The sequence below is a fragment of the Methylococcus sp. ANG genome, assembly GCF_040730495.1.
Classification (GTDB): domain Bacteria; phylum Pseudomonadota; class Gammaproteobacteria; order Methylococcales; family Methylococcaceae; genus Methylococcus.
The window spans coordinates 459730-482989 of sequence record NZ_CP160399.1; the positions used below are offsets into that span (position 1 = coordinate 459730).

The window sequence follows — 23260 nt, forward strand, 5'->3', positions numbered from 1 at the left end:
CAGGAAGTTCTTCATGGCTTTATACGACCTCGGTAACCCGATCGGTGCCGCACTCGGCGCCTACCGCGACATTGTGGCCCTACAGGACCACGCCAGGCAACGGCGCGAATCTTCGGAGCAGAAGGAGCGCCGCCTTGCAGTCAGCAAGATAGCCGGAGCTTACTTCACGAGGGGGCCGGATGGCAAGGTCATCACGCGGGACGAAGGCGAGGTTCTAAAGGATCCGCTCTTTCTCGAGGGTATCAACTCCCCGGTTTATCAGCAGTATCTCAAGCAAGGCATTACCGATCCGCGCGTTGATAAAGTGCAGGTGGCGGGGTTCCACCAAGTCGGGACGGATCAGCAAGGGCAACCGATTCATGCGGCCCAGCTTCAGTGGCTGGACAGCGACGGCAACGTCATCAGCGAGGGACCAGCCACGACCGACCGAGGCAACGGTCCCGAGTCTCCGGTTCACCTCATGAACTTGTCGGGTATCCACTCGGCGATCATGTCGGACCTGCACGGGAACGACCCAGAATTCGCCAAGGAGGTAGATCGCAGCGTGATGATTGGGCAGGCTAACCGCCTCGCCACCATGCTCCGCAGTGCGAAGACTCCCGAGGAACGCAGGTCCGTTGAGGATTTCGCCGTTCAGCAAGGGCTTGATCTGGGCGAGTTGGGCAAAGCGGCCGGCCTGGCGAAGACGGCGCTGAGCGCCAACGGCGTCAAGATCACCACCGACCCCTATGGCAACGAGTCGTTCGGCGGCGTCGACACCGGCCTTCAGCGCGCAGCGCTAAATGCTGAGCACCAAGTGCAAGCCGCGCGTGCTGCGACGCAGGACGAACTCTCCAACCGTTACTTCGGCTCGGCCCTGGCCCGGACGCTGGCCGAGGACCAAGCGCGAAACGCGCAGGACCAGGCGCAGAAGTACCAGCAGGCGCTCGGCGTAGAGCAGGCGCTGACGGGCCAGCAGCCGGCGTACCGAGGACCAAGCGTCGATACTCCGCACGACGCGGACGCCGCCATCACCCAGGCGGCGATTGACAACAACCTGGACCCGCGCCTGCTCAAGGCCGTCGGCCTGGTCGAGAGCGGGCTGAACCCGAACGCGGTCAGCCCGAAGGGCGCGCGCGGCGCGTTCCAGTTCATGCCGGCGACGGCCGACCAGTACGGCGTGACCGACCCACACGACGTGGCGCAAGCCGCCCAGGGCGCTGCACGGTATTTGCGCGACCTGCACGAGATGTTCGGTGGCGACACTGACAAAGCGCTGACGGCGTACAACCTGGGGCCGGGCGCTTTGATGAAAGCACTGCGCTCCGGCGAGCCGCTGCCGAAGGAGGCCGCCGAGTACGCGGGCAAAGTCCGCGCGGCGATGACCCCAGCACCGAGTCCCAGCGCTGAGCCCCAAGCGCCGGCACCCATGACCCTGGCCGAGCGCGCGCAGCTCCGCGCCGCGGGGCTCAAGCCCGACGAGGTGCAGGCCAAGCGCTTGGAACAGGCGGCTGACGACTACGCGTCTCGTGGCGGACACTTCCGCCAGCCGGAGCGATTCGTCCCGATGTACGCAAAGATGGGGCCGGACGCCCGCGCGCGGGTACGCGGCGAGCTGGGCCAGGCCATCATGAACCCGCGCTCGCCCGAGGAACAGGATGCTGCGCGCGCCCGGCTGCTCGAGGCTGACTTCGCCGATGGCCGCATCAGCGGCACGAAGGCGCTGGCCGGCGCCAAGCCGCCGAAGCCGGCGACGTTCGACGATGTCAAGCCTGCGGTGACCGCCGGGGTGAAGCAGGACGACGTGACGCCGTTGACGACGGAAGGCTACACGATCTTCGGGGCGCTCAACGGGTTCATCGCGGCGAATGGCGAACGACCGATCGCGCAGACCGACGATGCGGCCAAGGGCGCAGCCGCCAGTGCTACGCGCGAAGCCTGGGCGCTGCAGCAGCGCGACCCGGAGTACGTCGCCGACAATCTGGTCGGCCCGCTCTACTACCGCAACCGTTGGCGCAACCAGTACCGCGGAGGCACGATGGACAGCGCGGAGGACTACGTCAACCGCGTGGTGCTGCCGCTGACCAAAGCGTCCGAGGCCGCGGCGCCAACCACACCGGGCGGGATGACCGACCGGCTGCGCATGACGACTGCGCTGATCTCGAAAGGCATGGGGGCGGACGAGGCTATCCAGGCGACGCTCAAGTACGAGCAGGATCCGAACCCGGTCAACGACGCCGTTCGTGCGAAGACCAAAGGAAAGGTCAGCGCGGACGACGTGTTCAGCTTCATCGCTGCTTCGCACCGGTCTGCCGGCTCCGAGTTCTTCGGTGGGGCGGCCAAGCGCGAGCTCGAAAAACTGCGCACGGAGTTCCGCGCGGCCCACCCGGACAAAGGACCGGGACTGCCCTCGGGCGATAACATCCGTTCTGTCGGCGGCTTGCTCAAAGGTTTGAGCGGGCTCCCCGATGCCTTGCCGAAGATGCCCGTCTATGGCGCTACGCGATAACTTCTCGGCGCTCGGCGCCGATGACTTCCTGGGCGGCGAGCAGGTACCCCTGCCGGAGAAACGCCCTGCCGGGCGGGACGTATCCGCCGGCATCCGGCGCGGCGCGCTAGGTCTTGAGTCCGCCCTCCGCGCCGTAGCCGGTGATACGGCGGGCGCCGACTATGCCGCCGCGCGGGCTGCCGCCGTACCCGTCCGGTTCCGCTCGTACGAAAACATCCACTCACTCAGCGACGTGGTCGACTATGCCCAGCAGACGCTGGGCGAACAGGTGCCGAACCTCGGGCTGATGGCGGCCGGCGGCGGGCTGGGCGGACTGGGCGCGCGGGCTGCGCTCGGCGCGCGGGCTGCGCTCGGCGCGCGGATCGGCGCAGCTCAGGCTTCGAGCGCCGCGCAGGGCGGCGAGATGCTGAACGAGCTGCGCCAAAACGGGCTGCAGCCGGACGCACTTACGCCGGTGCTGGCCGAGTTCGCAGGCGCCTTGGACGTGGCCGGCCTCGAAGGCTTGGGCCGAGGGCTGGTCGCTTCGGCGACGCGCGAAGCGGCAGCGGCCAGCGCCAAGTCGTCGGCCGCGAAGCGCGTCCTGCTGAGTACGGCTGCCGGCGCGGCACGCGGGCTGGCGGCCGAAGAGCCGGCCGAGCTGGCGCAGGAGGGGCTGGCGATAGCTAACCGCGTCCACGCGCAGCCGGAATACGCGAAGAACACCGACGACATCACTAAACGCCTGGCCGAGACCGCCGTCGCTACCGCCGTGGTCGGCGGCGTGCCGGGGGCCGGCGCCGGGCTCATAGGAGGACTGCGTGCGAATCCAACCCCCCAGAACCCCGAGAGCGGTCAGGGCTCACCTGTACCGCCAGTGCGACCGCAGAGTGAAAGTCCCGTTCGGTTGGACGATGCTGCTGCGCAGCCCGCGGAAGTGGGACGATCTGAAGCCCCGCCTCCTGAAGATCTGGAAGCTCGACCGGTTGATCCGGCCCTGGGAGCGAATGTCTCCGGCGAAGCGAAAGCACCAGATACCGTACCGCCCCCCTCTACGTCTTCCGAGTATCAGGCGGAGCTCGAAGCGCTGAAGAACCCGGAGAGCTCGCGTGACGCGGTACTGGTCACGCCGCATTCTGAAGGGCGCGTCGCGCCGGAGGATATTCCTGAGAATAGCCACGTCGTCGACGCTGGTCCGGCCGGCACGCTGGTGACGACCAACCCGGCGAAAGCCGCCGAGGCTCAGGACGAAGTTGCTCAGACCGGAGCGCTAAGCCCTGAGACTCAGGGCCGGCTGCTGTTCAACGGAGCGGCGGAGGGGATCCCGGCGACGGGCGACGCCGAGGTGATCGGGCGCAATGCCGACGGCGTCCAGGCAACCAACATTGTCGTCGACACGCAGAACCCAGCAGCAACACAACGCGCGACGGATGAAGCCGCGGCACAGAATCCGGGCGGCTCGGTGGAGATCCAGCCGATCACGCCGGAGACCACAGCGAAACATCTCACCAACTTGCAAGGAGCAGTCCATGGCGAAGAAACCCAGCAAGAAACCGATGCCGCCGAAACCGGGCAGGGGTCGCTGTTAAGCGAAGAGCTCGGGGCGCTGGCTTCGGAGCACGAAGCCGCGCCCACGATCTCCTACGATTTCAACCCGGACGACGAAGACACGTCGAGTACCAACCCGTTCGAAGAGCGCCTGTCGCTGACGGGCGGGCCGACCGGTCGGGTCGAGACTTCGTTCGGGCAGCACAATGTAGTGCGCCCGCTCCGCGCGTTGTACCCGATGGCGCAGATCACGCCGCCGAGCAAGGCCGGTCCAGGCCGGGCAGTCGTGGAATTTCCCGACCGCGCGGTGCGCGAAGACTCCGAGCTGCATTCTCCGTCCATGTTCCACGCGATTCGCGGCGCGTTCGAGTATGGCAAGAAAGACCGCGGCGCGATCGTCGCTCATCTTCCGGGCGAAGAAGGCGGTGCCAAGTTCCACCTCAACCCGCGCGGACTGGAAGCCATCGGCCGGCAGATCCCCGGACATACGGACGACCCGGCGATCAATGCGATGGCCGGCCTCGGCCTGCTGCAGGCGAAGGGCTTCACGTTCCCGGAGCTGAAGGCCGCGAAGAACCCTGACGCCTGGGTGCGGACGAAGCTCGGAAAGGCCGGCGCCGAGTATCGCTATGGAGACCAGCGACCGAGCGCTACGTTCGACACCTCGCTGCCTGTGCGGGAACTCTACGGGAAGGAGAAAGAGGGGCTGGCAGCCTACGCTGCACGCGAAGTCGGGCTCCCGCATAAAGTTGGCGCGGGCAGGGCGCAGGCGAACATCGTGTTCGATTTGGAGTCGCCGCCGAAAGGGGTGAAGGGATTTTCGGCGCGCCTCCCCAATGGGAAGCCCACGCTTTGGATTCCAGCCGAGCACGACGGGTATGAGGCGGCCGATGCGATCCGAGAGTTCCTACTGAAGAACCGCGTCAAGCGCCTGAACGTAGTCGGCAGCTCGGACAAAGCGATGGAGACGCTGACCTACGCACTGCGCCCGGACACGTCGCTGGAGGCGGGCGGGCCTGTCAAGGATGGGGAGCCTTCGGGCTTTGGTGAGAACAGCGTCGTCAGTGAGCTATCTCCGATCGAGCTGCGGGTCGACCGGAAGACCGGGAATGTGGAGACCGTCGGCTCTCTCCACGACCCTGTGCTCGACCCTGAACTCGCGCGTGGTGACCAGGAGCGGCAGAGGTACCAAGCGCCTCGTCACTCGCAGGTCAGCGGCCAGGACGTATCCGCGCTCCCCGCGCTCGGCACTCGCGTCTCGACGCCACAAATCCGCGCCACTCAGGAGGTAGCGCTACCTCCCGGTCCTTCGAACGCAGACCTGATCGCTCAGCTCGAAGCGGACAGGGCTTCGCTCCAAACGCTGAGCGCGAAGATGCCGCTCGACGAGCACGAGCGCGAACACCTCAGTGTCGTAACCCGGCAGCTTAACCTACTGCGGGCGGCTGGCGACGTCGAGCTGCCGCGAACGGAGACGCGCGAAGTCACCAGCCCGAGCGTGCCGGAACGCGTGACGCGGTTCGTGCAGAAAGTCTACGACGACCTTGGCCTGAAGCTGAACACGCAGGTGATCGCACAGCGGGATCTGGAGCAGAGGATCCGCGAATTGACCGATGGTATAGATGTGATGCGAAAGGGGGTGAAAAAGCTCCGAGGAAAGCTCGCCGGGCTTGAATCGGCCGTTGCAAAAGATCGCGCGGAGGAGAAAAAGCGTGCGAGCTTGAAGAAGGGCCTGGAGGTTCAAATCCGGGTGCTCGAACGCGGGGTCGATGACAGGTTGGTAGAGGCACAGGCCTTGCGCGAAGCGCTAAGCGATCAGTCCTTCGCTGCGCGGACGATCTACAACCAACATTACGCCGACGTCGGCCGGCGGGCACCAGTCATCATCCTAAGCGACCACGCGCTGAAAGGCCGGTGGGCGCCGATCCTGACCCACGAGATCGGTCACGTCGTGGCCCGCGCTTGGTACGACGGGCTGAGCCCTGAGTTGCAAGCGCATCTCTACGACGAGCTGACCGACGGCGGCCGGTACCCGGACAGCTTCGAGGAGACCTTCGCGGAGAAGTTCGCCGAGTGGTACCGCCACCGGAGCGCGCTGACGGGCCGGCTCAAAGACGCGATGAACTCGCTTTACGCCCGGCTCAAAGCGCTTTGGGCTTCGGCCGCGCGCCAAGAGCGGGAGTTCCGCGCGAAGTACCCGAAGTTCGACCAGTTCCTCTCCACCATGGTGGGCGTCCACGGGCGCATGCCGGTACAGAGTACGAGCATGCAGCGAATGTGGGCGGAGAACCTGGCCAACCCTTACGCTGGTCTGCCGCTGCAGACGGGCAGTGTGCGCTTCCATGACATGAGTCTGGCCGAGGCGGAAGCGGCCGGCTTGGCGAAATGGGAAGCCGCGAAGACTTGGGCCGACGCGCGAGTGAAGACCGCCATCGGCCAGCACCAGGTAGCGGATCGCTACTACCGCAAGGCGAAGGAGAACGCGGAAGGGATCAAGAAGATGTCGCGGCTGGTGTTCACGCCCGACGCGGCGCGGGTTCGGCAGTTCCTGCCGGCGCTGGCCGACATGATCGCGCCGGAGCCGGGCAAAGCGATGCGTGACATGGCGATCATTCCGATGACCAACGTTGGCGGGGGGATGGTCGCCGGCACCCGCGCGATGACCGCGCCGATCCATACCGCGATCAAGCGGACGTTAGCGGTATGGATGCCGCAGGTCGATCAGATCCTGGGAATGCTGCCGACGAAGCCGATGGCGACGGTGGCCGGTCGAGACTGGGGGAAGTGGATCGACACCGAGCATCCGGACTACAAGGCGACGGTCGACGGGCTCTTGAACGGGCGGCCGTACGATCAGCTCACACCGGTAGCTAAGGAGATCAGGAAGTATTTCCGACGCATGCTGGCTTACATGCACGGACGAGGGGTGCGAGTCGGGCAGCTCAGGAACTACTTCCCGAAGATGTGGGACGTCGTGGCCCTGGACGACAGTAAGGCCGAAGCGCTCGACACGTTCGAGCGGATCTTCGCCGCACGTCCTGAGCTGCCGGCGCGTACGGACCCGGCCGGTAACACTGTGCTGTTTCGGTCCCCGCGAGAAGCGGCCGAGTTCGAGTATAACCGCATCATGACGGGCGAGCCTGACAGCCTGTTCTCCCTCGACCCGGACGCAGAGGCCTCCGGGCTTCGCGGCCAGAGCTTCCGCTTCGCGCGTAGTCGTACGTTCTCAGATGCCGAGTATCAGCAGTACGGGCTGAACCGTTGGGTCTCGCGCGACTTGGTCAACGTACTGAACACCTACACTCGGCTCGGCGTACGACGCGCTGTGTGGCAGTGGGCGACCGGCATCCCGAAGGACCAACGCTCAGGGCCTCGGGCTAAGTACTGGGAACAGCGGTTCATTGAAGCCGGACTGGACCCGCAGATCATGGGTTCGCCGGTGGCGGCGGTCGAGCTGCGCATGGCGGAGATGGCGCGTGACGGGGAGATCGGAAAGGAAGACTACCGAGAGCTGATGACTCGGCGCTTGCCGGCGCTGTTCGGAACGCTGAGCGTCGGGGCGAACCCGGCGCTGCGGAAATGGACGGGGCGGCTGCTCATGTACGAGACCCTGCGCACCATGGCGTGGTCAACATTCGCATCGTTCGGCGACGTGGGCGTCGCGGCCTGGCGGGGGGAAGACTTGGGGCTGGCACTGAAGACGGCGAGCGAACTGGTCAGGGGTGAGGACCGCAAGACGCAGCTCGATCTGCTGAAAGCGATCGGCCTGTACCTGGACGACTTCACCGACCACGCGCTGATGATGGACATGACGTCGGGCGACCCGCTGGCCGGCGCCAGTCGGAAGATCACGCAGTTGTTCTTCCACGCGAACGGCATGCACCTGCTGTCGAAGGCCACGCTGATGTTCGCCTCACGGCTGGGGCAGAACTACATTCGCGCGCACGGCGAGAAAGCCGCGGCTGGCGACGAGCAGTCGCTCAAACGGCTGAAGGAGCTGCACCCGGATCTGACGCCGCGGATCGCTACGGCGGCGCGCTTCGAAGAAGATCCGACGCTGCAGCTTGCGCTGCACAAGTTCGTCAACGAGGCACACATCCACGACCAGCAGGGGTTCACACCCTGGTGGGCCTCTGACCCAAGATTCAAATTGTTCGCTCAGCTCAAGAGCTTCATGTTCAAGTACCACAACATCGTGCTTCGCCTGTTGTGGGAGCGCATGAAGGAGCGGCCCAACCTGCTCGCCTCTGCGGTGCCAGTTGGTTTGTTCTTCGTCTGTACCGCTCCGCTCGCAGCGCTTGGCCTTGAGATAAAGGAATTCCTGAGACGCGGGCTCTTCCCCGCCGTTGAGCGCGCGCCTGAACCACCGAGCATTCAGGAAAAGATGTGGCGGGTGTTCCTCGCCACTCAGCCTTCGGTCTACCTCTCGCTGGGCGAAACGGCAGTTGACGCGAGTACTCACGGTCAAGCGAGCGTCGTAGCACTGGCGGGGCCGACTGTCTCTCACGCGATGTTGGTGATGACCCGAACGGCTGATGAATACATCCCGCAATCTGTCCCAGTCGTAGCGCAAGTACCCTGGTTGCGAGCTGGAGTTCGCGGATCCCTACGCGAAAATTTTGGTTTCGGAGTGCGTGACGAAGAAGAGTGATGCAGCCCCGACAATGAGCGGAGAGAATAAACCCGCTCGTATACAGGACTACTCTATGCACCCGACTCAAGACCGTGTTTTCGATCTACTCCGGTATGATCCGGAGACGGGGCTTTTTACCTGGGCATGTGTTCGCGGAGGGCGAAGACCCGGTGACCCCGCAGGGCGTGTCGACGGGCGCGGCTACCTTCAAATCAGTGTCGACGGACGAAGATATAGGGCCCACCGACTCGCTCGGTTGAGTATTCACGGCATATGGCCGGCTGACGACATCGACCATATCGATGGGGATAGGTTGAACAACCGCCTGACGAACCTCCGGACATGCACTCGAGCCGAGAATATGCAGAATGTGGCCTCGTCTCGTCGGCGCGGCACTGGGCTACCCGGCACTACATACAACCACCGGACCCAGAAGTGGCAAGCACAAATCAGTAGCGGCGGGCGCAAGCATCATCTCGGCTATTTCGTTGACGTGAAGGACGCGCACGAAGCCTATTTGAGGGCCAAAGCCGCTCTACATACGTTCTGCCCCACCCTTCGAGCGGCGTAGGACAGAACTGCGATGAGCCCCACGACGCGCTGTGTCTGACGGCGTTCCCGACGCTGCGCGACCGCGCTTTGCGTGACAGTGATCGTCTTTGGTGCCCGAGCCGTCCTGCGTTCGCTCGCATCGCTCCCTGTTCTCCGGCTCGGGCTCGGCGTTCGGGACGAAGAGGATTGATGCAGCCCCAGCCAGGGGTTGGGATAATTCGGACAGGACTATCTAAAGGAGAAGGATCTCCATGACCACGCAATCTGATTACATCGGCCTGCCACTGCGAGCGCAGGAGACTGTCTCCGACGCTGCACCTCGCGTTGTCGACCTCAGCCGGCAACTTCCCCCGATCAAAGTCGCTATAGCCCACGGTGCAGGAAACGTCGAACGCGTCGAAACTCTCGAAGCGGGCGAATGGATCCCGTGGGCGCTTGGTGACATTACCGCTGCTTCTGCTCTCGACGTGTTGCTGCGCCGGGTTGCCGCTATCAGATTCACGCGGGTGTCCGGCAGCTCCCCGTTCTCGTATGAGGTGATGGTATGACCTGGGCTAGCCAAGCAAATAACGGCGGCTTCTCCCGCCGCATCGACCTCACGACGAGCGGCTCCTGGGTCGTCCCGGCGGGTGTCCACGCTATTCTGGTCGATGGCTCGGGCGGCGGCGGCGGCGGCGGACGGGGATCGCTCAATGGTGGCGGCGGCGGCGGCGGCGGGGCAGCAGCGTGGACCGCACAAACGATGCTCCCAGTGGTGCCGGGCGAGGTGCTTACGTATACCATCGGAGCGGGCGCTGCGCCAGCCACGCACGGTGGTAGCACGACCCTTACCGGTTCGCTATTCGGCACATTAACGCTGCCCGCAGGGCTATCTGGTGTATCGGCATCGACTACTAGCGGGGCAAGTGGTGGTGGGGGGTGGGGCGGCTCTGTGGCTGGCGCGGCAGGTGGTGCGGGCGCTGGACCAATAGCATCAAAAATAAACCTGGACACTTCCTCTTCCACGTCGATGCCGATGACGGCATCCTGTAATAGATTTGTGATCGCAGCCGGTGCGGGCGGTGCTCTGACATTCAACGGCAGCTTATCGCATCGCGCGAATGGCGCAAAGTCTATTATTGGCGGCACCGGTGACGCCAATGGCGGCGGTGGCGGTAACGGCGGCGAAGGCCCTTTCGGTACTATGGGTCTTGGTGGTAATTCAGGAGTGGCAGGCGGTAACGCTGGCGGCTACGGATGCGGCGGCGGCGGCGGCGGCGGTGATACGGTGACTCCCGCAAATATAAATGGCGGCTACGGTTCTCCTGGATTCTTGAGGTTTTACTACTAATGGCAACCTATTATCTCATCGCCACGGATAATACCATCGTTAACACCGTGCTAGCGGATAGCGCAGAGTTGGCGCTGGTAAACTCCGACCCTGGCGTTACCGCAGTTACCCAATTGCTCGCCAAGCACAAATGGCCTCAGACCACGCCGGCAGTACCGCAAACCGTGAGCCGTTTCAAGGCAATCCAGGCGCTTGAGGATGCCGGGGTACTGTCTCAGGTCGAGAGTGTGATCAACGATCCTGCATCGCCAAGCATCTACCGCAACGCGTTCAATAATGCGATGGAATTCGAACGCCAGTCTCCGACCATTGCGGCAGTCGCCCAGATATTGGGGTGGACCGACGCGCAACTGGACGAGTTGTTCATCGCGGCATCTCAGATACCAGACCCATGATTTCCATCACCCTAACCAGCCCTGACGGCGTAGCGCCGGGGTTGTGATCGACCTCCCAACTGGAGAACAAGGATGTTCGACAAGATCAAATACCTCTACGAGTGCATGCAGGCCGGAAAGAGCCTGCAGAACTCACGCCTGTGGAGCCAGCGCGCGAGCCTCATCGCGGCACTGACCGCGTTGCTGACCGCCGGCGTGGGGCTGGCCCGGGCGTTCGGCTACGACGTCGACGCCACGGGCACGGACATCGCCGCAGTCGCCCAGGGCCTCGGGGTGCTCGGGGTCATCGTGGTCGATGCGATCCATCGGGCCAGCAACAAGGAGGCAGGCAAGCGATGAACGCGGAGATGAAGCGCGTGGCTATCCAGGCCGCGTGCACGAATGATATTCCCGCCGCGTGGGTACTGGCCATCATCGAAGTGGAATCGTCCGGCCGGTGGGACGCAACGCGCCGCGAGCCAGGCTATCGCTGGTTCTGGGGCAAGATCACCAACAACCAGGAGCGGATCGGCCAGTCTACGAGCTACGGTCCCATGCAGGTAATGGGCGCCGTGGCCCGAGAGCTGGGCTTCAAGGGTCAGTTCGAAACGCTATGCGGCCCGCTCGGAGTCGTCTATGGCTGCCTGCATCTCGCCGGGCTGATCCGTCGGTTCGGCCTGACTGATGGCGCCATCCGTGCCTACAACACCGGTAACTCTAAGCCCTCGAAGGCCGGCGACCGGTACCTCGCGAAAGTAAAATCCGCTATGGAGAAGTGGACATGCTGAACCTCGCACTGAAGATCCTCGCTTCCATCCTCCTGGGTATCTCCTGGGACCAGTGGCAGCGTCTCATCAATGTGGTCACGGCTCTGGAGGGCAAGGCGATCGACAAGATCGAGAAGCACGCGGAAGCCTCAGCCCTGCTGCAGAGTTTCATCAACGACGGAAACAAGGAGCAGATCAAAGCGTTCGTCGCCGGCAACACCAGCACAGTGCTGGGTGCGTTCGTGAAGCTCGCGCTCATCATCGTTCGGAGGAACGCCTCGTGATTTACCTAACCCGGATATTTCAAGAAAGTGGGCGAATCTCGCTTAACCAATTGATATAATTGGAGTTGCGCCAATAACGCTTCGTACGAAGCCTAAACGAGACCGCCCAATGAGTGATTCTATCCCGACCCAGCTCCGTTTTCCCACCGTCGCCGGCTTCACCGTCCGTGCCGACTTCGAAGGCGGCGCGGTGTCCAGCGACTTCGGCGCCCTCCTCCTGCAGGGCGTGGATCGGCAGACCGGATTGATCGCCCGTCTGGCCTCGGCCATTCAGGATCGCCGGCACCCTTCCTACATCGCCCACAGCTTGGCCGACCTCCTGCGTCAGCGCATCTTCCAGACCGCCTGCGGCTATGCCGACGGCAACGACGCCAACAGCCTGCGCCACGATCCCGTGTTCAAGCTGGCGGCCGAGCGGGCGCCGTTGGATGCCGACAACGCCCTGGCTTCCGGCCCCACCTTCTCGCGCTTGGAGAACGGAGTCTCCCGCAAGGACATCTACCGCCTGGCCCGCGCCTTCGTCGATGCCTTCATCGCCAGCTACACCACCCCGCCCGCGGTCATCGTCTTGGACATGGACCACTCCGAAGACCGCACCCACGGGCAGCAGGAACTGGCCTTCTACAATCACCACTACGGCAGCCACTGCTATCTGCCGCTGTTCTTGTTCGAGGGCCTCTCCGGCAAGTTCATCACCGCCGTGCTGCGGCCCGGCAAACGCCCCACCGGGCGCGAGAACGCCGCCATCCTCCAGCGGGTCGTGCGCCGCCTGCGCCAGGCCTGGCCGGATACCCACCTCGTCCTGCGCGGGGATGGCCATTTCGCCAACCCGGAGTTGATGGCCCTGTGCGAAGCCGATGCACGGATGGATTTCCTCTTCGGCCTGGCCGGCAACCAGGTGCTGACGCCCAAGGCCGAGCCGCTGCTTGCCAAGACGCGCGCCTTGCATGCGCAACGCTGTGATTTCGCTCGCCGCGCCGAACAGCCCGAGCCGGCGGCGACCCGTTTGTATGACGAGGTGGCCTACCAGGCCGGTTCCTGGCCCAAGGCCTATCGGGTGGTGCTCAAGGCCGAGGTCATGGGCCTGGGGGACAACCCGCGCTTCGTCGTGACCTCGCTCGCCGACCCGACGCCGGAGGCGCTGTACCGGGATCTGTACTGCGCACGCGGCCAGGACGAGAACTTCATCAAGGCGGTGAAGAACGATCTGGCCAGTGATCGCACCGCCGACCATGCCTTCCTCGCCAACCACCTGCGCCTGTTCTATGCCTGTGCCGCCTACAGCCTGATCCACAGCCTGCGGGAGCACACCCTGTGCCACACCGAACTGGCCAAGGCGCAGCCCATGACCCTCATCCTGAAGCTGTTCAAGCTGGCGGTGCGGGTGGTGCAGTACAAGGACCGGATCAAGTTGCACTTGCCGAGCGCCTGTCCGGTGAAGGCGCTGTTGCACCGGGTCACCGAGATACTCTATCTCGTCCGACCACCGGCCATGGCCTGAAGCGCGCCGTCACCCTCAACCGAGGAGGATCCGGCAGGACTCGGAGGGTTGATTGCGTCCAGTGTCTGGATTCCGGCCACCACCCCCGCGAAAAGAGGCAGGTCGAGGGGCTGCCCATGCCTCATGGGGGGCGTAGGTCAGTTCGGTGGACTGAAAAAATAGGCAGCTGGCCAAGCTATCGGGCGCAGGGGGCATTTTTATGAAACATCCGGGCTAACTGCAGTTCAAGCCTTTTGCCTGGGGGCTGCGTGCTGGCTCGTCGGTTTTCTCGCTGGGGGCTTGGTCTCGCAATGGCCGGGGGGCTGATCGGGTGCGCGGCTCAATGCTCCTTACTCCCCGTCATCGACTGGTCGGCGCCTGTCCAAGTGCCGACCTCGGTACAACTCAAATGTGATTTGTGATGGACGAGCAACGGATCTGGGACAAGCTCGACGCAATCGAGCAGAAGGTGACCAACCTCGAGAAGCAGTGGGAGCGTGCTGACGCAGTGCTCAAAGCTCTGCGCGTACTCGTGCTACTCGGCGCTCCGCTCGGAGCGCTCGTGATGTGGTTCAAGGACCACGTTAAGTAGTGCCAATTCTTGTGACAACTTTGCGTTTCAAACCGATCGAACGGGTCCGATCAAGGACTATCAAAACTTCTGCTGGATCAACCATCTATTAGGCAAATCAATAGCTTTGCCGCCTACTATTACTACGGCATGCCTTATGCCAGCCCTTACGGATACGGCGTCGGTGGCGGGTACATGGGCGCCGGGTCGCTGAGCGGCGGCTACTGGGGCGGTCCCTGGTGATCTAAAGCTTGATTCCCTCGCGCCGCAGTTGCCACAGGCGTTTCAGCATGTGCTGTTCCAGGGCGCGGATGCTGGCCCGGGTTTCCGCCAGCGACCTTTCCTCGGCTTCCAGTTCCTCCCGCAACGCCGCCGCGGCGATCCGGTAGTCGTCGTAGAGATAGAACCGGCGGGTGAGGATTTGCAGCCGGTTGTCGGTGAAGTTCAGCATGGCGCCGGGCACCGCGAGATAGCGCCAGCCGCCGTCGGCGGGTTTGAACCGGGCGAGGCCGAACCCCAGGGCCGCGATCAGCGGCGCGTGTCTGGCGCGGACGGCGAAGCTGCCCGTGTCGTCCGCGCCGACGAAGGTTTCGATATCCTTCAGCTCCTCGCAGCGGTGGGTGTCCCGGAGACAGAGCGCGAAGGCCGTCATGCGCCGCGCTCCAGCATTCCGCGCATGTAGCAATCCTCTTCCGCCAAATCGTCGTAGCGCCCGGCCAGAAAGCCGTCGCAATCGCCGAGCGTGGCTTCCAGCGGCACGCTGACGCCCGCAAGCCCCGTATGCTGGGCGGTGACGAAGAATGGCTGGGTCAGATAGCGCTGAAGCTTGCGCGCCCGCAGCACGACGAGCCGGTCCGCCGGCGACAGCTCCTCTATCCCCAACATGGTGATGATGTCTTCCAGCTCGCGGTACCGGGCCAGATGCTCCCGCACTCCCTGGGCGATCGTGTAATGGCGGTCTCCGATCACATGCCGGTCCATCAGCCGGCTGCCGGAGGCCAGGGGGTCGATCGCCGGATAGATGCCCTTGCCCGCCTGGGCGCGCGACAGCACGACGGTGGTGTCGAGGTGGCTGAGGATGGCGGCCACGGCGGGGTCGGTCATGTCGTCGGCGGGCACGTACACGGCCTGTACCGAGGTGATCGCTCCGGCAGCGGTCGAGGTGATGCGTTCCTCGATTTCCGCCACCTCGGTGGCCAGGGTCGGCTGGTAGCCCACGGTCGCGGGCATCCGGCCCAGCAGGCTGGAAATCTCGCTGCCGGCCTGGACGAAGCGGAACACGTTGTCGACGAGGAACAGCACTTCGGTGTGCAATGTGTCGCGCAGGTATTCGGCGTAGGTCAGGGCGGTCAGTCCCACCCGGAAGCGGACGCCGGGCGACTCGTCCATCTGCCCGTACACCAGCAGCGACTTGTCGAGGACGCCGGCCTCGGCCAGTTCGCGCCACAGTTCGTGGCCCTCGCGGATGCGTTCGCCCACGCCGGCGAAGACCGAGACCCCCCGGTGCAGGGCGATGACAGCGTGCATGAATTCCATGATCAACACCGTTTTCCCTACGCCCGCACCGCCGAACAGGCCGGTCTTGCCGCCGCGGGCGAAAGGGCAGAGCAGGTCGATGACCTTGATGCCGGTCTCCAGCGTTTCACCGGCCGCGAGCGATTCGGCCAGCGGTGCCGGGGGGCGGTGGGCGTTGCGGTATTCCGAGTTAGGCAGCGGTGGGCCGCCGTCCAGCGGTTCGCCGAACAGGTTCACCAGCCGGCCCAGGCAGTTGGCGGACACCGGGACCTGCAGCGGCGCCCCGAGATCATGGACCGCCATGCCGCGCTGCAGGCCCGCGGTGCGGTGCAGCGTCACCGCCCGGACATGGCTTTCATCGAGGTGCTGGTGGACCTCGAACAGATAGGTTTCATGATCGATCCGGCTGTACAGGGCCTGCCGGAGCGGCGGCAGCGTCTGGCAGGCGATCACCACCACCGGGCCGTGAACCTCGGCAATGGCGCCGATGACCGGGGCTTGCTCCGGCTTGGCCGACATGCCGGAAGCGTTCAGCCGGTTTCGATGGGGGGATCGGTCCGCCCGCCCCATTCGGTCCATGAGCCGTCGTAGACCGCGGTATCGGAGCGTCCCAGCAAATACAGCCCCAGTGCAAGGATCGAGGCCGTCACGCCGGTTCCGCAGGTGGCAGCCACCGGCCGGCTGAGGTCGATACCGGCTTCGCGGTATAGCGCCTCCAAATCGGCGATTGGTTTGAAGCGATGGCTGGTTTCGTCGATCAGCCGCTTGAAGAACAGGTTGCGGCTGCCCGGTACGTGGCCGGAGCGCAGGCCGGCCCGGGGTTCCGGCTCGGTGCCGGCGAATCGGCCGGGCGAGCGGGCATCCAGCACCTGGATCGTCCGTTCCGTTGTCGCCTTCCTCATGGCCTCGAGGTCTAACACCAGTTCAGGGCGGAAGCCGGCCCGGAATTCGCGTTCAGTGCGGGGCGAGTCTTCGAAAGACACCGGCAGGCCCTGGTCCCGCCAGGACCGGAACCCCCCGTCGAGCACCGATACGCGATCGTGACCGAACACCCGGAACGTCCACCAGACGCGGGCCGAAGCCATGAAGTCGTTGCCGTCGTAGGCGATGACATGGCTGTCGTTGGCTATGCCCAGCCGGCCAACCTGCTCGGCGAAGAACTCCGGGGTAGGCAGCATGTGAGGCAAGGGGTTTGCGGTGTCCGCAATCGCGTCGATGTCGAAGAACCGGGCGCCCGGAATATGGGCGGCGGCGAACTCGGCCTTGGCGTCGCGCTGCTGGGCCGGCATGAAGAAGCTGGCGTCGACCACCGAGACCCGGGGATCGTGCAGGTGCTCGGCCAGCCAGCGGGCTTCGACGAGGGGAGGGAAAGCGGTGTCGGGCATGGAGCGTTCCTGAAATCACGAAGGGTTTCGGGATGATACCATCGCCGTCCGCCCATCCGGCGGGCAAAAAAAGACCCGCCGAAGTGGCGGGTCAAGCGTGAGCTCTATGGCACACGAGGAGGAGACCGTCGATGTTTGCGAAATCGGGCCCGGTGCTTATTTTCCGAGCGAGCGGTAATGGTTCCAGCAATAGCCGACGCTGCCGGCGAAGGTGCCGAAGACCGCCGTGAACAGGACAAGTTCGAGAGCAGTCATAAGAAATACCTCGAGCCTTGAAAGTGGAACACGGCTCTAGGTTATAGAGATCGCATTGTGTTGACAATGTCGGTATATAGCAATTCATTGTTAACTGAACAAAACGCATTGGCCGCGGTCCGCTTCGGCGGGGTCAGGCCGAGGCCAGCAGATTGTCGAGGATGCGTTCGTAGATGGCGGACAGCGCTTCGAGGTCGTCGAGGTCGACGTGTTCGTCGATCTTGTGGATGCTGCCATTGAGCGGTCCCAGCTCCACCACCTGGGCGCCGGTCGGGGCGATGAAGCGGCCGTCGGAGGTGCCGCCGCCGGTGTCGGCACGCGTACCGCGGCCGGTGACTGCGGCAATGGCGTCGCGGGTCGCGCTCACCAGCTCCGTTTCCCGGGTCAGAAAGGGCGCGCCGGACAACCGCCAGCTCAACTCGTAGCGCAGGCCGTGGCGGTCGAGAATGGCTTCCACCCGCCGCTGGATGTCCTCCACCGTGAGTTCGGTCGAAAAGCGGAAATTGAACAGGAGCTCGAGCCTGCCGGGAATGACGTTGTCCGCACCGGTCCCCGCGCGGATGTTGGAGACCTGGAAGCTGGTGGGCGGGAAGAATTCATTCCCTTCATCCCACACTTCGGACGTCAGTTCGTGGAGTGCGGGAGCGAAGCGGTGGATGGGATTGTCCGCCTTATGCGGATAGGCGACATGGCCCTGCACGCCCAGAACCCGCAGCACGCCGCACAAGGAGCCCCGGCGGCCGACCCGGATGACGTCGCCCAGCAGATCGAAGCTCGAAGGTTCGCCGACCAGGCACCAGTCGATCGCCGTGCCTCTCGATTTCAGGACCTCCACCACCTTGACCACGCCGTTGTGGGCCGAGCCTTCCTCGTCGCTGGTCAGCAGGACGGCGATGGAACCCCGGTGCCCGGGACGGCGGGCGACGAAGCGCTGCAAGGCCGTGGTCATGGCCGCGACGCTTCCCTTCATGTCGGCCGCACCGCGGCCGTACAGCCTGCCGTCGCGGATTTCGGGCTCGAAAGGGGGGGACGACCAGTCTTCCAAGGGGCCCGGCGGCACCACGTCGGTATGGCCGAGAAACACGAAGAGCGGCGCAGCGTCGCCACGCCGGAGCCAGAGGTTCTTGGTGTCGCCGAAATTCAGCCATTCGACCTGGAAGCCTTGCGGTGCCAGCCGTTCGATCACCAGGTCCATGCAGCCGGCGTCTTCGGGGGTGACGGACTCGCGCCGGATCAACTCGACGGCGAGATTCAGGGTATCGCTCATGGCGCGGACGGGAGGTCGGTAAGGCCGAGGAAGAATTTGCCCGCGTCTTCGATGACCGGGCGCTTGATCAGCGTCGGGTGTTCCAGCATGAGTTCCAGCGCGCGGGCGCGGTCGAGCGGCATGCGGGCGGATTCCGGAAGCGCGCGCCATGTGGCGCTGCGGCGGTTGAGCAGGTCCTCCCAGCCCAAGCCGCTCTCCATGCGTTCGAGCAGCAGATGGTCCAGCCCGTCGGTACGGAGATCGTGGAAGCGCACGGTGCGTCCCCGGCTTTCCAAGGTTCGGCGCGCCTTGCGGCAGGCATCGCAGTTGGCGATGCCGTACAGGGTGAGGGTGGCCATGTTCAGAACTTGAGGTCTTCGAGGTTCGATATCCGCGGCTCGATCCGGCCGCCCTCGCTGTCGCCGTGGACGATCGCGGGTTCCCGGCGGATTTCGTCCCGGACCTGCCGGGCGATTTCGCCCGTGTCGTAGTACGGGCTGGCCGGGACGCGGATCAAAGGCAGTCCGGCGGCGTGGCACAGCAGCGCGACCGGGTCGTCTGTTTCCTGAGCCTTTCGTCCCGCCCCGTGCTCGCCCAGCTCCACGATTCCGGCGACGGACAGGTCGGCCTTGTGGCAGAGCACGAACGTGAAGCGGCGGCCCGCCATCGACTGGTAAAGCTTGCCCGCCTCCTTGCGGCTGATGCCGCGATGCGGAGACAGGATGTCGCTCGCCCGGATTTTCGCGAAGATTTCGAATTCGTCCTCGACCGCGCTTTTCAGGACGGCAAACAAGGCATGTTCTTCCGGGGAGAACAGGATCCGCTTGATTTGGCAGGGAAGCGTGCGGGCGCGCCTGAGCTTGCGCCGGGGGATGGCGCGTATCAGCCAGCTGACGGCCAGGAGAGCCGCCGCGCCATAGAGGTACCAAAGCCAATTCATCGGGATGCCGAGTCGACGCCGGGAGATTCGGGGAACGGACAAAGATACCAGAGCCGAGACGCGATTTCCCGCAAGGCTGGGAAAATTCGGGAAGCAGTGTTTTTCCGCGGCGCGAATGGCGGCTCAATACACCCGCTTCTGGGGCGGTATCGGCTCCACGTCGGAGGTCAAAGTATGGAGGTGGACCGGCCGGTAGCTTACGGCCGTTTCGTGCCGTTCATCGAGCCAAAGCAGCGAGTGCTTGAGCCAGTTGACATCGTCCCGCTCGGGGAAGTCCTCGCGGGCATGGCTGCCGCGGCTTTCCTCCCGGTTGAGCGCGGCGGCGACGGTCACCATGGCCTGCTGCAGAAGATTTTCCAGCTCCAGGGTTTCGAGCAGGTCGGTGTTCCAGATCAATGAGCGGTCCCGGATGCACACGTCGCGGAAGGATTCCATGATCCGCTTCAGCTCATTCACGCCGTCCCGCAAGACCTCGCCGGTCCGGAACACGCTGGCGTGGCTCTGCATCGTGCGCTGCATGTCCAGCCGGATTTCCGCGGTGCGGCGGCTGCCATCGGCATGGCGCAGGCGGTCGAAGCGGGCCAGGGCGGCATCGCAGGCGCCCTCGGGCAGAGGCTTGTGCATCTGGCGCGGACGGATCAATTCGGCGCAGCGCAGCGCGGCTGCGCGCCCGAACACCACCAGGTCCAGCAGCGAGTTCGATCCCAGCCGGTTGGCGCCGTGCACGGAGACGCAGGCGCCCTCGCCGATCGCCATCAGGCCCGGCACCACGGCTTCCGGATTCCCGTCCTTCAGGGTCACGACTTCCGCGCGGTAGTTGGTGGGAACGCCGCCCATGTTGTAATGCACGGTCGGCAGTACCGGGATCGGCTCACGGTTCACGTCGATGCCGCCGAAAATCCGCGCGGTCTCGGCGACGCCGGGGAGGCGCTCGTGGATGACGGCCGGGTCGAGATGTTCCAGATGCAGGTGCAGGTGGTCCTTTTCCGGGCCGAGGCCGCGGCCTTCGCGGATCTCGATCGTCATGGCGCGGCTGACCACGTCGCGCGAGGCGAGGTCCTTCGCATGCGGGGCGTAGCGCTCCATGAAGCGCTCGCCTTCGGAATTGGTGAGATAGCCGCCCTCGCCCCGCACGCCCTCGGTGATGAGGCAGCCGGCGCCGTAGATGCCGGTGGGATGAAACTGGACGAACTCCATGTCCTGCAAGGGCAGGCCGGCCCGCAGCGCCATCGCGTTGCCGTCGCCGGTGCAGGTATGGGCCGAGGTGGACGAGAAATAGGTCCGCCCGTAGCCGCCGGTCGCGAGCAGGGTCATGTGCGCCCGGAAAAGATGCAGGGTACCGTCGTCCAGACGCCAGGCCAGCACGCCGCGGCATTCGCCTTCATCCATGAGAAGGTCGAGTGCGAAATATTCGGCGAAGAACTCGGCTTCGTGTTTCAGCGACTGCTGGTACAGGGTCTGCAGGATCGCATGGCCGGTATGGTCCGCGGCGGCGCAGGTGCGCTGGGCCACGCCTTTGCCGTAGCGCGTGGTCATGCCGCCGAAGGGGCGCTGGTAAATCTTGCCGTTTTCAGTGCGCGAGAACGGAACGCCGTAGTGTTCCAGCTCGATGACCGCCGGCATGGCCTCGCGGCACATGTATTCGATCGCGTCCTGGTCGCCCAGCCAGTCCGAGCCCTTGACCGTGTCGTACATGTGCCAGCGCCAGTCGTCCTCGCCCATGTTGCCCAGCGCCGCGCTGATGCCGCCCTGCGCCGCCACGGTGTGGCTGCGGGTGGGAAATACCTTGGTGATGCAGGCCGTCTTGAGGCCCTTCTCGGCCATTCCCAGGGTGGCGCGCAATCCCGCCCCGCCGGCGCCGACCACGACGGCATCGTAGGTGTGCCGGACGATTTCGTAGGCCTTGCTCATGTCAGCTACGCGAATACGATGCGGAGGATGGCGTAGACCGCTGCCAGCGTGAGGAAGGAAACCACCAGTTTGATGCCGAGGATGCCGACCAGCTTGAGCCAGTCGAGATGGACGTAGTCCTCGATGACGACCTGCAAGCCGAGCATCGTGTGGTAGAAGACGATCAGTATGAAAGACAGAAGCAGCAGGGTATTCCAGGGCACGTTGATCCATGCCACCAGCTCGGCATGGCTGGCGGAAGGAAGCAGGGCCACGCTGAAGGCGAACCAGAGTCCCAGCGGGACCAGGGCTACCGCCGTCACCCGCTGCCGCCACCAGTCGTGCAGCCCTTCGCGGGCGGAGCCGAGGCCGCGGGCCCGGGCGAGCGGGGTCCTGTAGTTTTTCATCGGGTTCAGCTCCGGGCGATGGTGGCGACGGCGACGGCCAGTACCAGCACGAGCGCAGCCGCGAGCTCGCCCAGCGCGTAATAGGTGAGGGAGTCCCGCGAGAAACCGTGTCCGGTGTCCCAGGCAAGATGGCGGATGCCATGGGAAAGATGAAAAAGCAGAGCGGCGATCCAGGCCCATAGCAGGATTCTGCCCACGATGCCGGACAGGAACGCGTGGACCGGTGCATAGGCCGACGGCCCCTGTACCACCGACATGAGCACCAGCACCAGTCCGACCAGTCCCAGACTGAGCAGGACGCCGGTGATCCGGTGGGTAATGGAAAGCAACGCGGTGACCGGCAGGCGATAGACCTGGAGGTGAGGGGAAAGCGGACGTTCGCGGACGGACGGGCGGGGCGGCTCGGTGTTCATTCTCTCCATGGGCGGCGCGATATCCTCCCGGCTCAGGCGCCGCCGCGTGCGGCCCGCTCGCGATCGCGCCGGAGGTTCATGGCGCCGGCGTCACTTTCCAGCGCCGCTCAGAACGAGCTTCACCACACCGTACACCGTCAGGACGAAAACGACCGTTCCGATGATGCCGGCCACGATGTACGCCTTGGCTGAGCCGTGCTGGAAGTCGCGGAGCCGGTTCTTTTCGCTCTGTACGCCGAAAGCGCCGGCCAGCGTGCTGGCGATCACTTGCAGCAGATTGGGTTTGTCTTGAGTGTCGGACATGCTGGGTGTCGGGTTCGCGGCGGAACGTCCCTGTTCGAGCCGTCGGTCAGGATGCCGGAGTGGAAGACTTCTTCCGGAGCAGATAGTACTTGATTCCGAAGGCGCCGGCGATCACCAGGAACACCATGCCCACGGCGATCTTGTCACTGCTGATCACGTCCTCGTCCACGTTCAGGCCGTAAGTGCGCACGTAGGTGCTCAGGAAATAAAGCGTCTGAACCGTGGCGATGGACAGAGTTAGAGAGACGATGAACTTGTCGGCGACCGGGTGGTCCGAAAACGCCACCTTGTCGAAGAAGAGCTTGACGATCAGATAGCCCGGTACGAACATTTCCAGGATGGTGATCACGAAGCGTTCGACCCAGTAGAACGGAGAGGTCGTGGCGAACACCGACAGCAGGATGATGACGATGGCGCTAACGCCGGCGATGCCGATCCAGAGTTTCTTGTCTACTTCGCTGAATTCCAAAAAGTCGCTGATTTTCATTGTTTTTCTCCTAGCGTTTCTTGAAGAAATAGAAACCTTCTATTCCTCCTTTCAATATCATGCCGTCGCCGGTCATTTCCTGGACCGCGTAATCGATCGTCTTGCCGGGGCGGCCGGGATCGTCGGCGGAAATCTTGCCGTTCACGATCTGGTATTTCCATTCGTGCACGTCGTTCATCTTCAGGTGCCGGTTGTAACCCGAGGTCACGATGACGCCGTCGGCACGGAATTCCCATGTCCGGTTTTCCTCGATCCTGGGGCCCTTCAGCGAGGAAGACACGGTTTCGAGCTGCCAGATTCCCACGATTTCGCTCGCATCCTTCAGGTAAACGTCGGCGGCTGCGGTGCCCGCCGACAGTCCCGCGAGCAGCGCGATGCCCGCCAGGGTAGAAAAACGCTTCATTCCGATCCTCCTC

Annotated in this window: 23 protein-coding genes; 11 read left to right on the plus strand and 12 right to left on the minus strand. The window is 64.4% G+C overall.

All coding sequences use genetic code 11. The annotated features are described in order from the left end of the window. The first annotated feature begins 13 nt into the window (after window positions 1–13). From ABZN20_RS02180 to ABZN20_RS02230, 11 genes are all read left to right on the plus strand, one after another. Complete coding sequence (locus ABZN20_RS02180; protein WP_367026627.1) at window positions 14–2488, plus strand: transglycosylase SLT domain-containing protein; 2475 nt, start codon at window positions 14–16, stop codon at window positions 2486–2488. Further along, window positions 2472–8663, plus strand: coding sequence for a hypothetical protein (locus ABZN20_RS02185; RefSeq protein WP_367026628.1), 6192 nt, complete (start codon window positions 2472–2474; stop codon window positions 8661–8663). Before ABZN20_RS02180 ends, ABZN20_RS02185 begins: the two co-directional genes overlap by 17 nt. A gap of 55 nt (window positions 8664–8718) precedes the next feature. Next, window positions 8719–9216 carry an HNH endonuclease gene (locus tag ABZN20_RS02190; protein ID WP_367027525.1) on the plus strand — a complete coding sequence of 166 codons (498 nt, stop codon included), beginning with the start codon at window positions 8719–8721 and terminating at the stop codon, window positions 9214–9216. A 232-nt stretch (window positions 9217–9448) separates the two neighbouring features. After that, a complete protein-coding gene (locus ABZN20_RS02195; protein ID WP_367026629.1) occupies window positions 9449–9745 on the plus strand; it encodes a hypothetical protein in 297 nt (98 codons plus the stop codon). Continuing rightward, window positions 9742–10527: a glycine-rich domain-containing protein gene (locus ABZN20_RS02200; RefSeq protein WP_367026630.1), complete on the plus strand. Its 786-nt coding sequence runs from the start codon at window positions 9742–9744 to the stop codon at window positions 10525–10527. The genes ABZN20_RS02195 and ABZN20_RS02200 overlap by 4 nt, the downstream gene beginning before the upstream one ends. Beyond that, window positions 10527–10922, plus strand: coding sequence for a hypothetical protein (locus ABZN20_RS02205; protein WP_367026631.1), 396 nt, complete (start codon window positions 10527–10529; stop codon window positions 10920–10922). Before ABZN20_RS02200 ends, ABZN20_RS02205 begins: the two co-directional genes overlap by 1 nt. 72 nt (window positions 10923–10994) lie before the next feature. Further along, a complete protein-coding gene (locus tag ABZN20_RS02210) occupies window positions 10995–11261 on the plus strand; it encodes a hypothetical protein (RefSeq protein ID WP_367026632.1) in 267 nt (88 codons plus the stop codon). After that, window positions 11258–11689 (plus strand): lytic transglycosylase domain-containing protein, encoded by a 432-nt coding sequence (locus ABZN20_RS02215; protein WP_367026633.1) that lies wholly within the window; start codon window positions 11258–11260, stop codon window positions 11687–11689. Before ABZN20_RS02210 ends, ABZN20_RS02215 begins: the two co-directional genes overlap by 4 nt. Then, on the plus strand, window positions 11683–11952 hold the full coding sequence (locus tag ABZN20_RS02220) for a hypothetical protein (protein ID WP_367026634.1): 270 nt from the start codon (window positions 11683–11685) through the stop codon (window positions 11950–11952). Before ABZN20_RS02215 ends, ABZN20_RS02220 begins: the two co-directional genes overlap by 7 nt. A 109-nt stretch (window positions 11953–12061) precedes the next feature. Continuing rightward, window positions 12062–13453, plus strand: a complete 1392-nt coding sequence (locus ABZN20_RS02225) for an IS1380 family transposase (RefSeq protein WP_367025178.1) — start codon at window positions 12062–12064, stop codon at window positions 13451–13453. Window positions 13454–13853: 400 nt separating this feature from the next. After that, window positions 13854–14024: a hypothetical protein gene (locus tag ABZN20_RS02230; protein WP_367026635.1), complete on the plus strand. Its 171-nt coding sequence runs from the start codon at window positions 13854–13856 to the stop codon at window positions 14022–14024. Between the two features lie 223 nt (window positions 14025–14247). On the opposite strand, the gene ABZN20_RS02235 is transcribed toward ABZN20_RS02230, so the two are convergent. The 12 genes from ABZN20_RS02235 to ABZN20_RS02290 all read right to left on the minus strand — a co-directional run bounded on the left by ABZN20_RS02235 (window position 14248) and on the right by ABZN20_RS02290 (window position 23247). Beyond that, the gene (locus ABZN20_RS02235; protein WP_218806502.1) at window positions 14248–14655 is read right to left on the minus strand and encodes a F0F1 ATP synthase subunit epsilon; all 408 of its coding nucleotides are present in this window, start codon (window positions 14653–14655) and stop codon (window positions 14248–14250) included. Continuing rightward, the gene (gene atpD, locus ABZN20_RS02240; RefSeq protein WP_218806503.1) at window positions 14652–16037 is read right to left on the minus strand and encodes a F0F1 ATP synthase subunit beta; all 1386 of its coding nucleotides are present in this window, start codon (window positions 16035–16037) and stop codon (window positions 14652–14654) included. The genes ABZN20_RS02235 and atpD overlap by 4 nt, the downstream gene beginning before the upstream one ends. A gap of 11 nt (window positions 16038–16048) precedes the next feature. Next, on the minus strand, window positions 16049–16903 hold the full coding sequence (sseA, locus tag ABZN20_RS02245) for a 3-mercaptopyruvate sulfurtransferase (RefSeq protein WP_218806504.1): 855 nt from the start codon (window positions 16901–16903) through the stop codon (window positions 16049–16051). A gap of 388 nt (window positions 16904–17291) precedes the next feature. Beyond that, window positions 17292–18425 (minus strand): succinyl-diaminopimelate desuccinylase, encoded by a 1134-nt coding sequence (dapE, locus tag ABZN20_RS02250; RefSeq protein ID WP_218806505.1) that lies wholly within the window; start codon window positions 18423–18425, stop codon window positions 17292–17294. After that, window positions 18422–18763, minus strand: coding sequence for an arsenate reductase (locus ABZN20_RS02255; RefSeq protein ID WP_218806506.1), 342 nt, complete (start codon window positions 18761–18763; stop codon window positions 18422–18424). Before ABZN20_RS02255 ends, dapE begins: the two co-directional genes overlap by 4 nt. Window positions 18764–18765: 2 nt before the next feature. After that, window positions 18766–19344, minus strand: a complete 579-nt coding sequence (locus ABZN20_RS02260) for a DUF2726 domain-containing protein (protein WP_218806507.1) — start codon at window positions 19342–19344, stop codon at window positions 18766–18768. Between the two features lie 123 nt (window positions 19345–19467). After that, entirely contained in the window at window positions 19468–21255 is a 1788-nt protein-coding gene (gene sdhA / locus ABZN20_RS02265) for a succinate dehydrogenase flavoprotein subunit (protein WP_218806508.1), read from the minus strand. A 5-nt stretch (window positions 21256–21260) separates the two neighbouring features. Next, window positions 21261–21641 carry a succinate dehydrogenase, hydrophobic membrane anchor protein gene (sdhD, locus tag ABZN20_RS02270; RefSeq protein WP_218806509.1) on the minus strand — a complete coding sequence of 127 codons (381 nt, stop codon included), beginning with the start codon at window positions 21639–21641 and terminating at the stop codon, window positions 21261–21263. A gap of 5 nt (window positions 21642–21646) precedes the next feature. Next, window positions 21647–22063 (minus strand): succinate dehydrogenase, cytochrome b556 subunit, encoded by a 417-nt coding sequence (gene sdhC, locus ABZN20_RS02275; RefSeq protein WP_218806510.1) that lies wholly within the window; start codon window positions 22061–22063, stop codon window positions 21647–21649. 81 nt (window positions 22064–22144) lie between these two features. Next, window positions 22145–22357, minus strand: a complete 213-nt coding sequence (locus ABZN20_RS02280; RefSeq protein ID WP_218806511.1) for a DUF2970 domain-containing protein — start codon at window positions 22355–22357, stop codon at window positions 22145–22147. Window positions 22358–22403: 46 nt separating this feature from the next. Continuing rightward, the gene (locus ABZN20_RS02285; RefSeq protein ID WP_218806512.1) at window positions 22404–22844 is read right to left on the minus strand and encodes a hypothetical protein; all 441 of its coding nucleotides are present in this window, start codon (window positions 22842–22844) and stop codon (window positions 22404–22406) included. Between the two features lie 10 nt (window positions 22845–22854). After that, the gene (locus ABZN20_RS02290) at window positions 22855–23247 is read right to left on the minus strand and encodes a hypothetical protein (protein ID WP_218806513.1); all 393 of its coding nucleotides are present in this window, start codon (window positions 23245–23247) and stop codon (window positions 22855–22857) included. Between the last annotated feature and the right edge of the window lie 13 nt (window positions 23248–23260).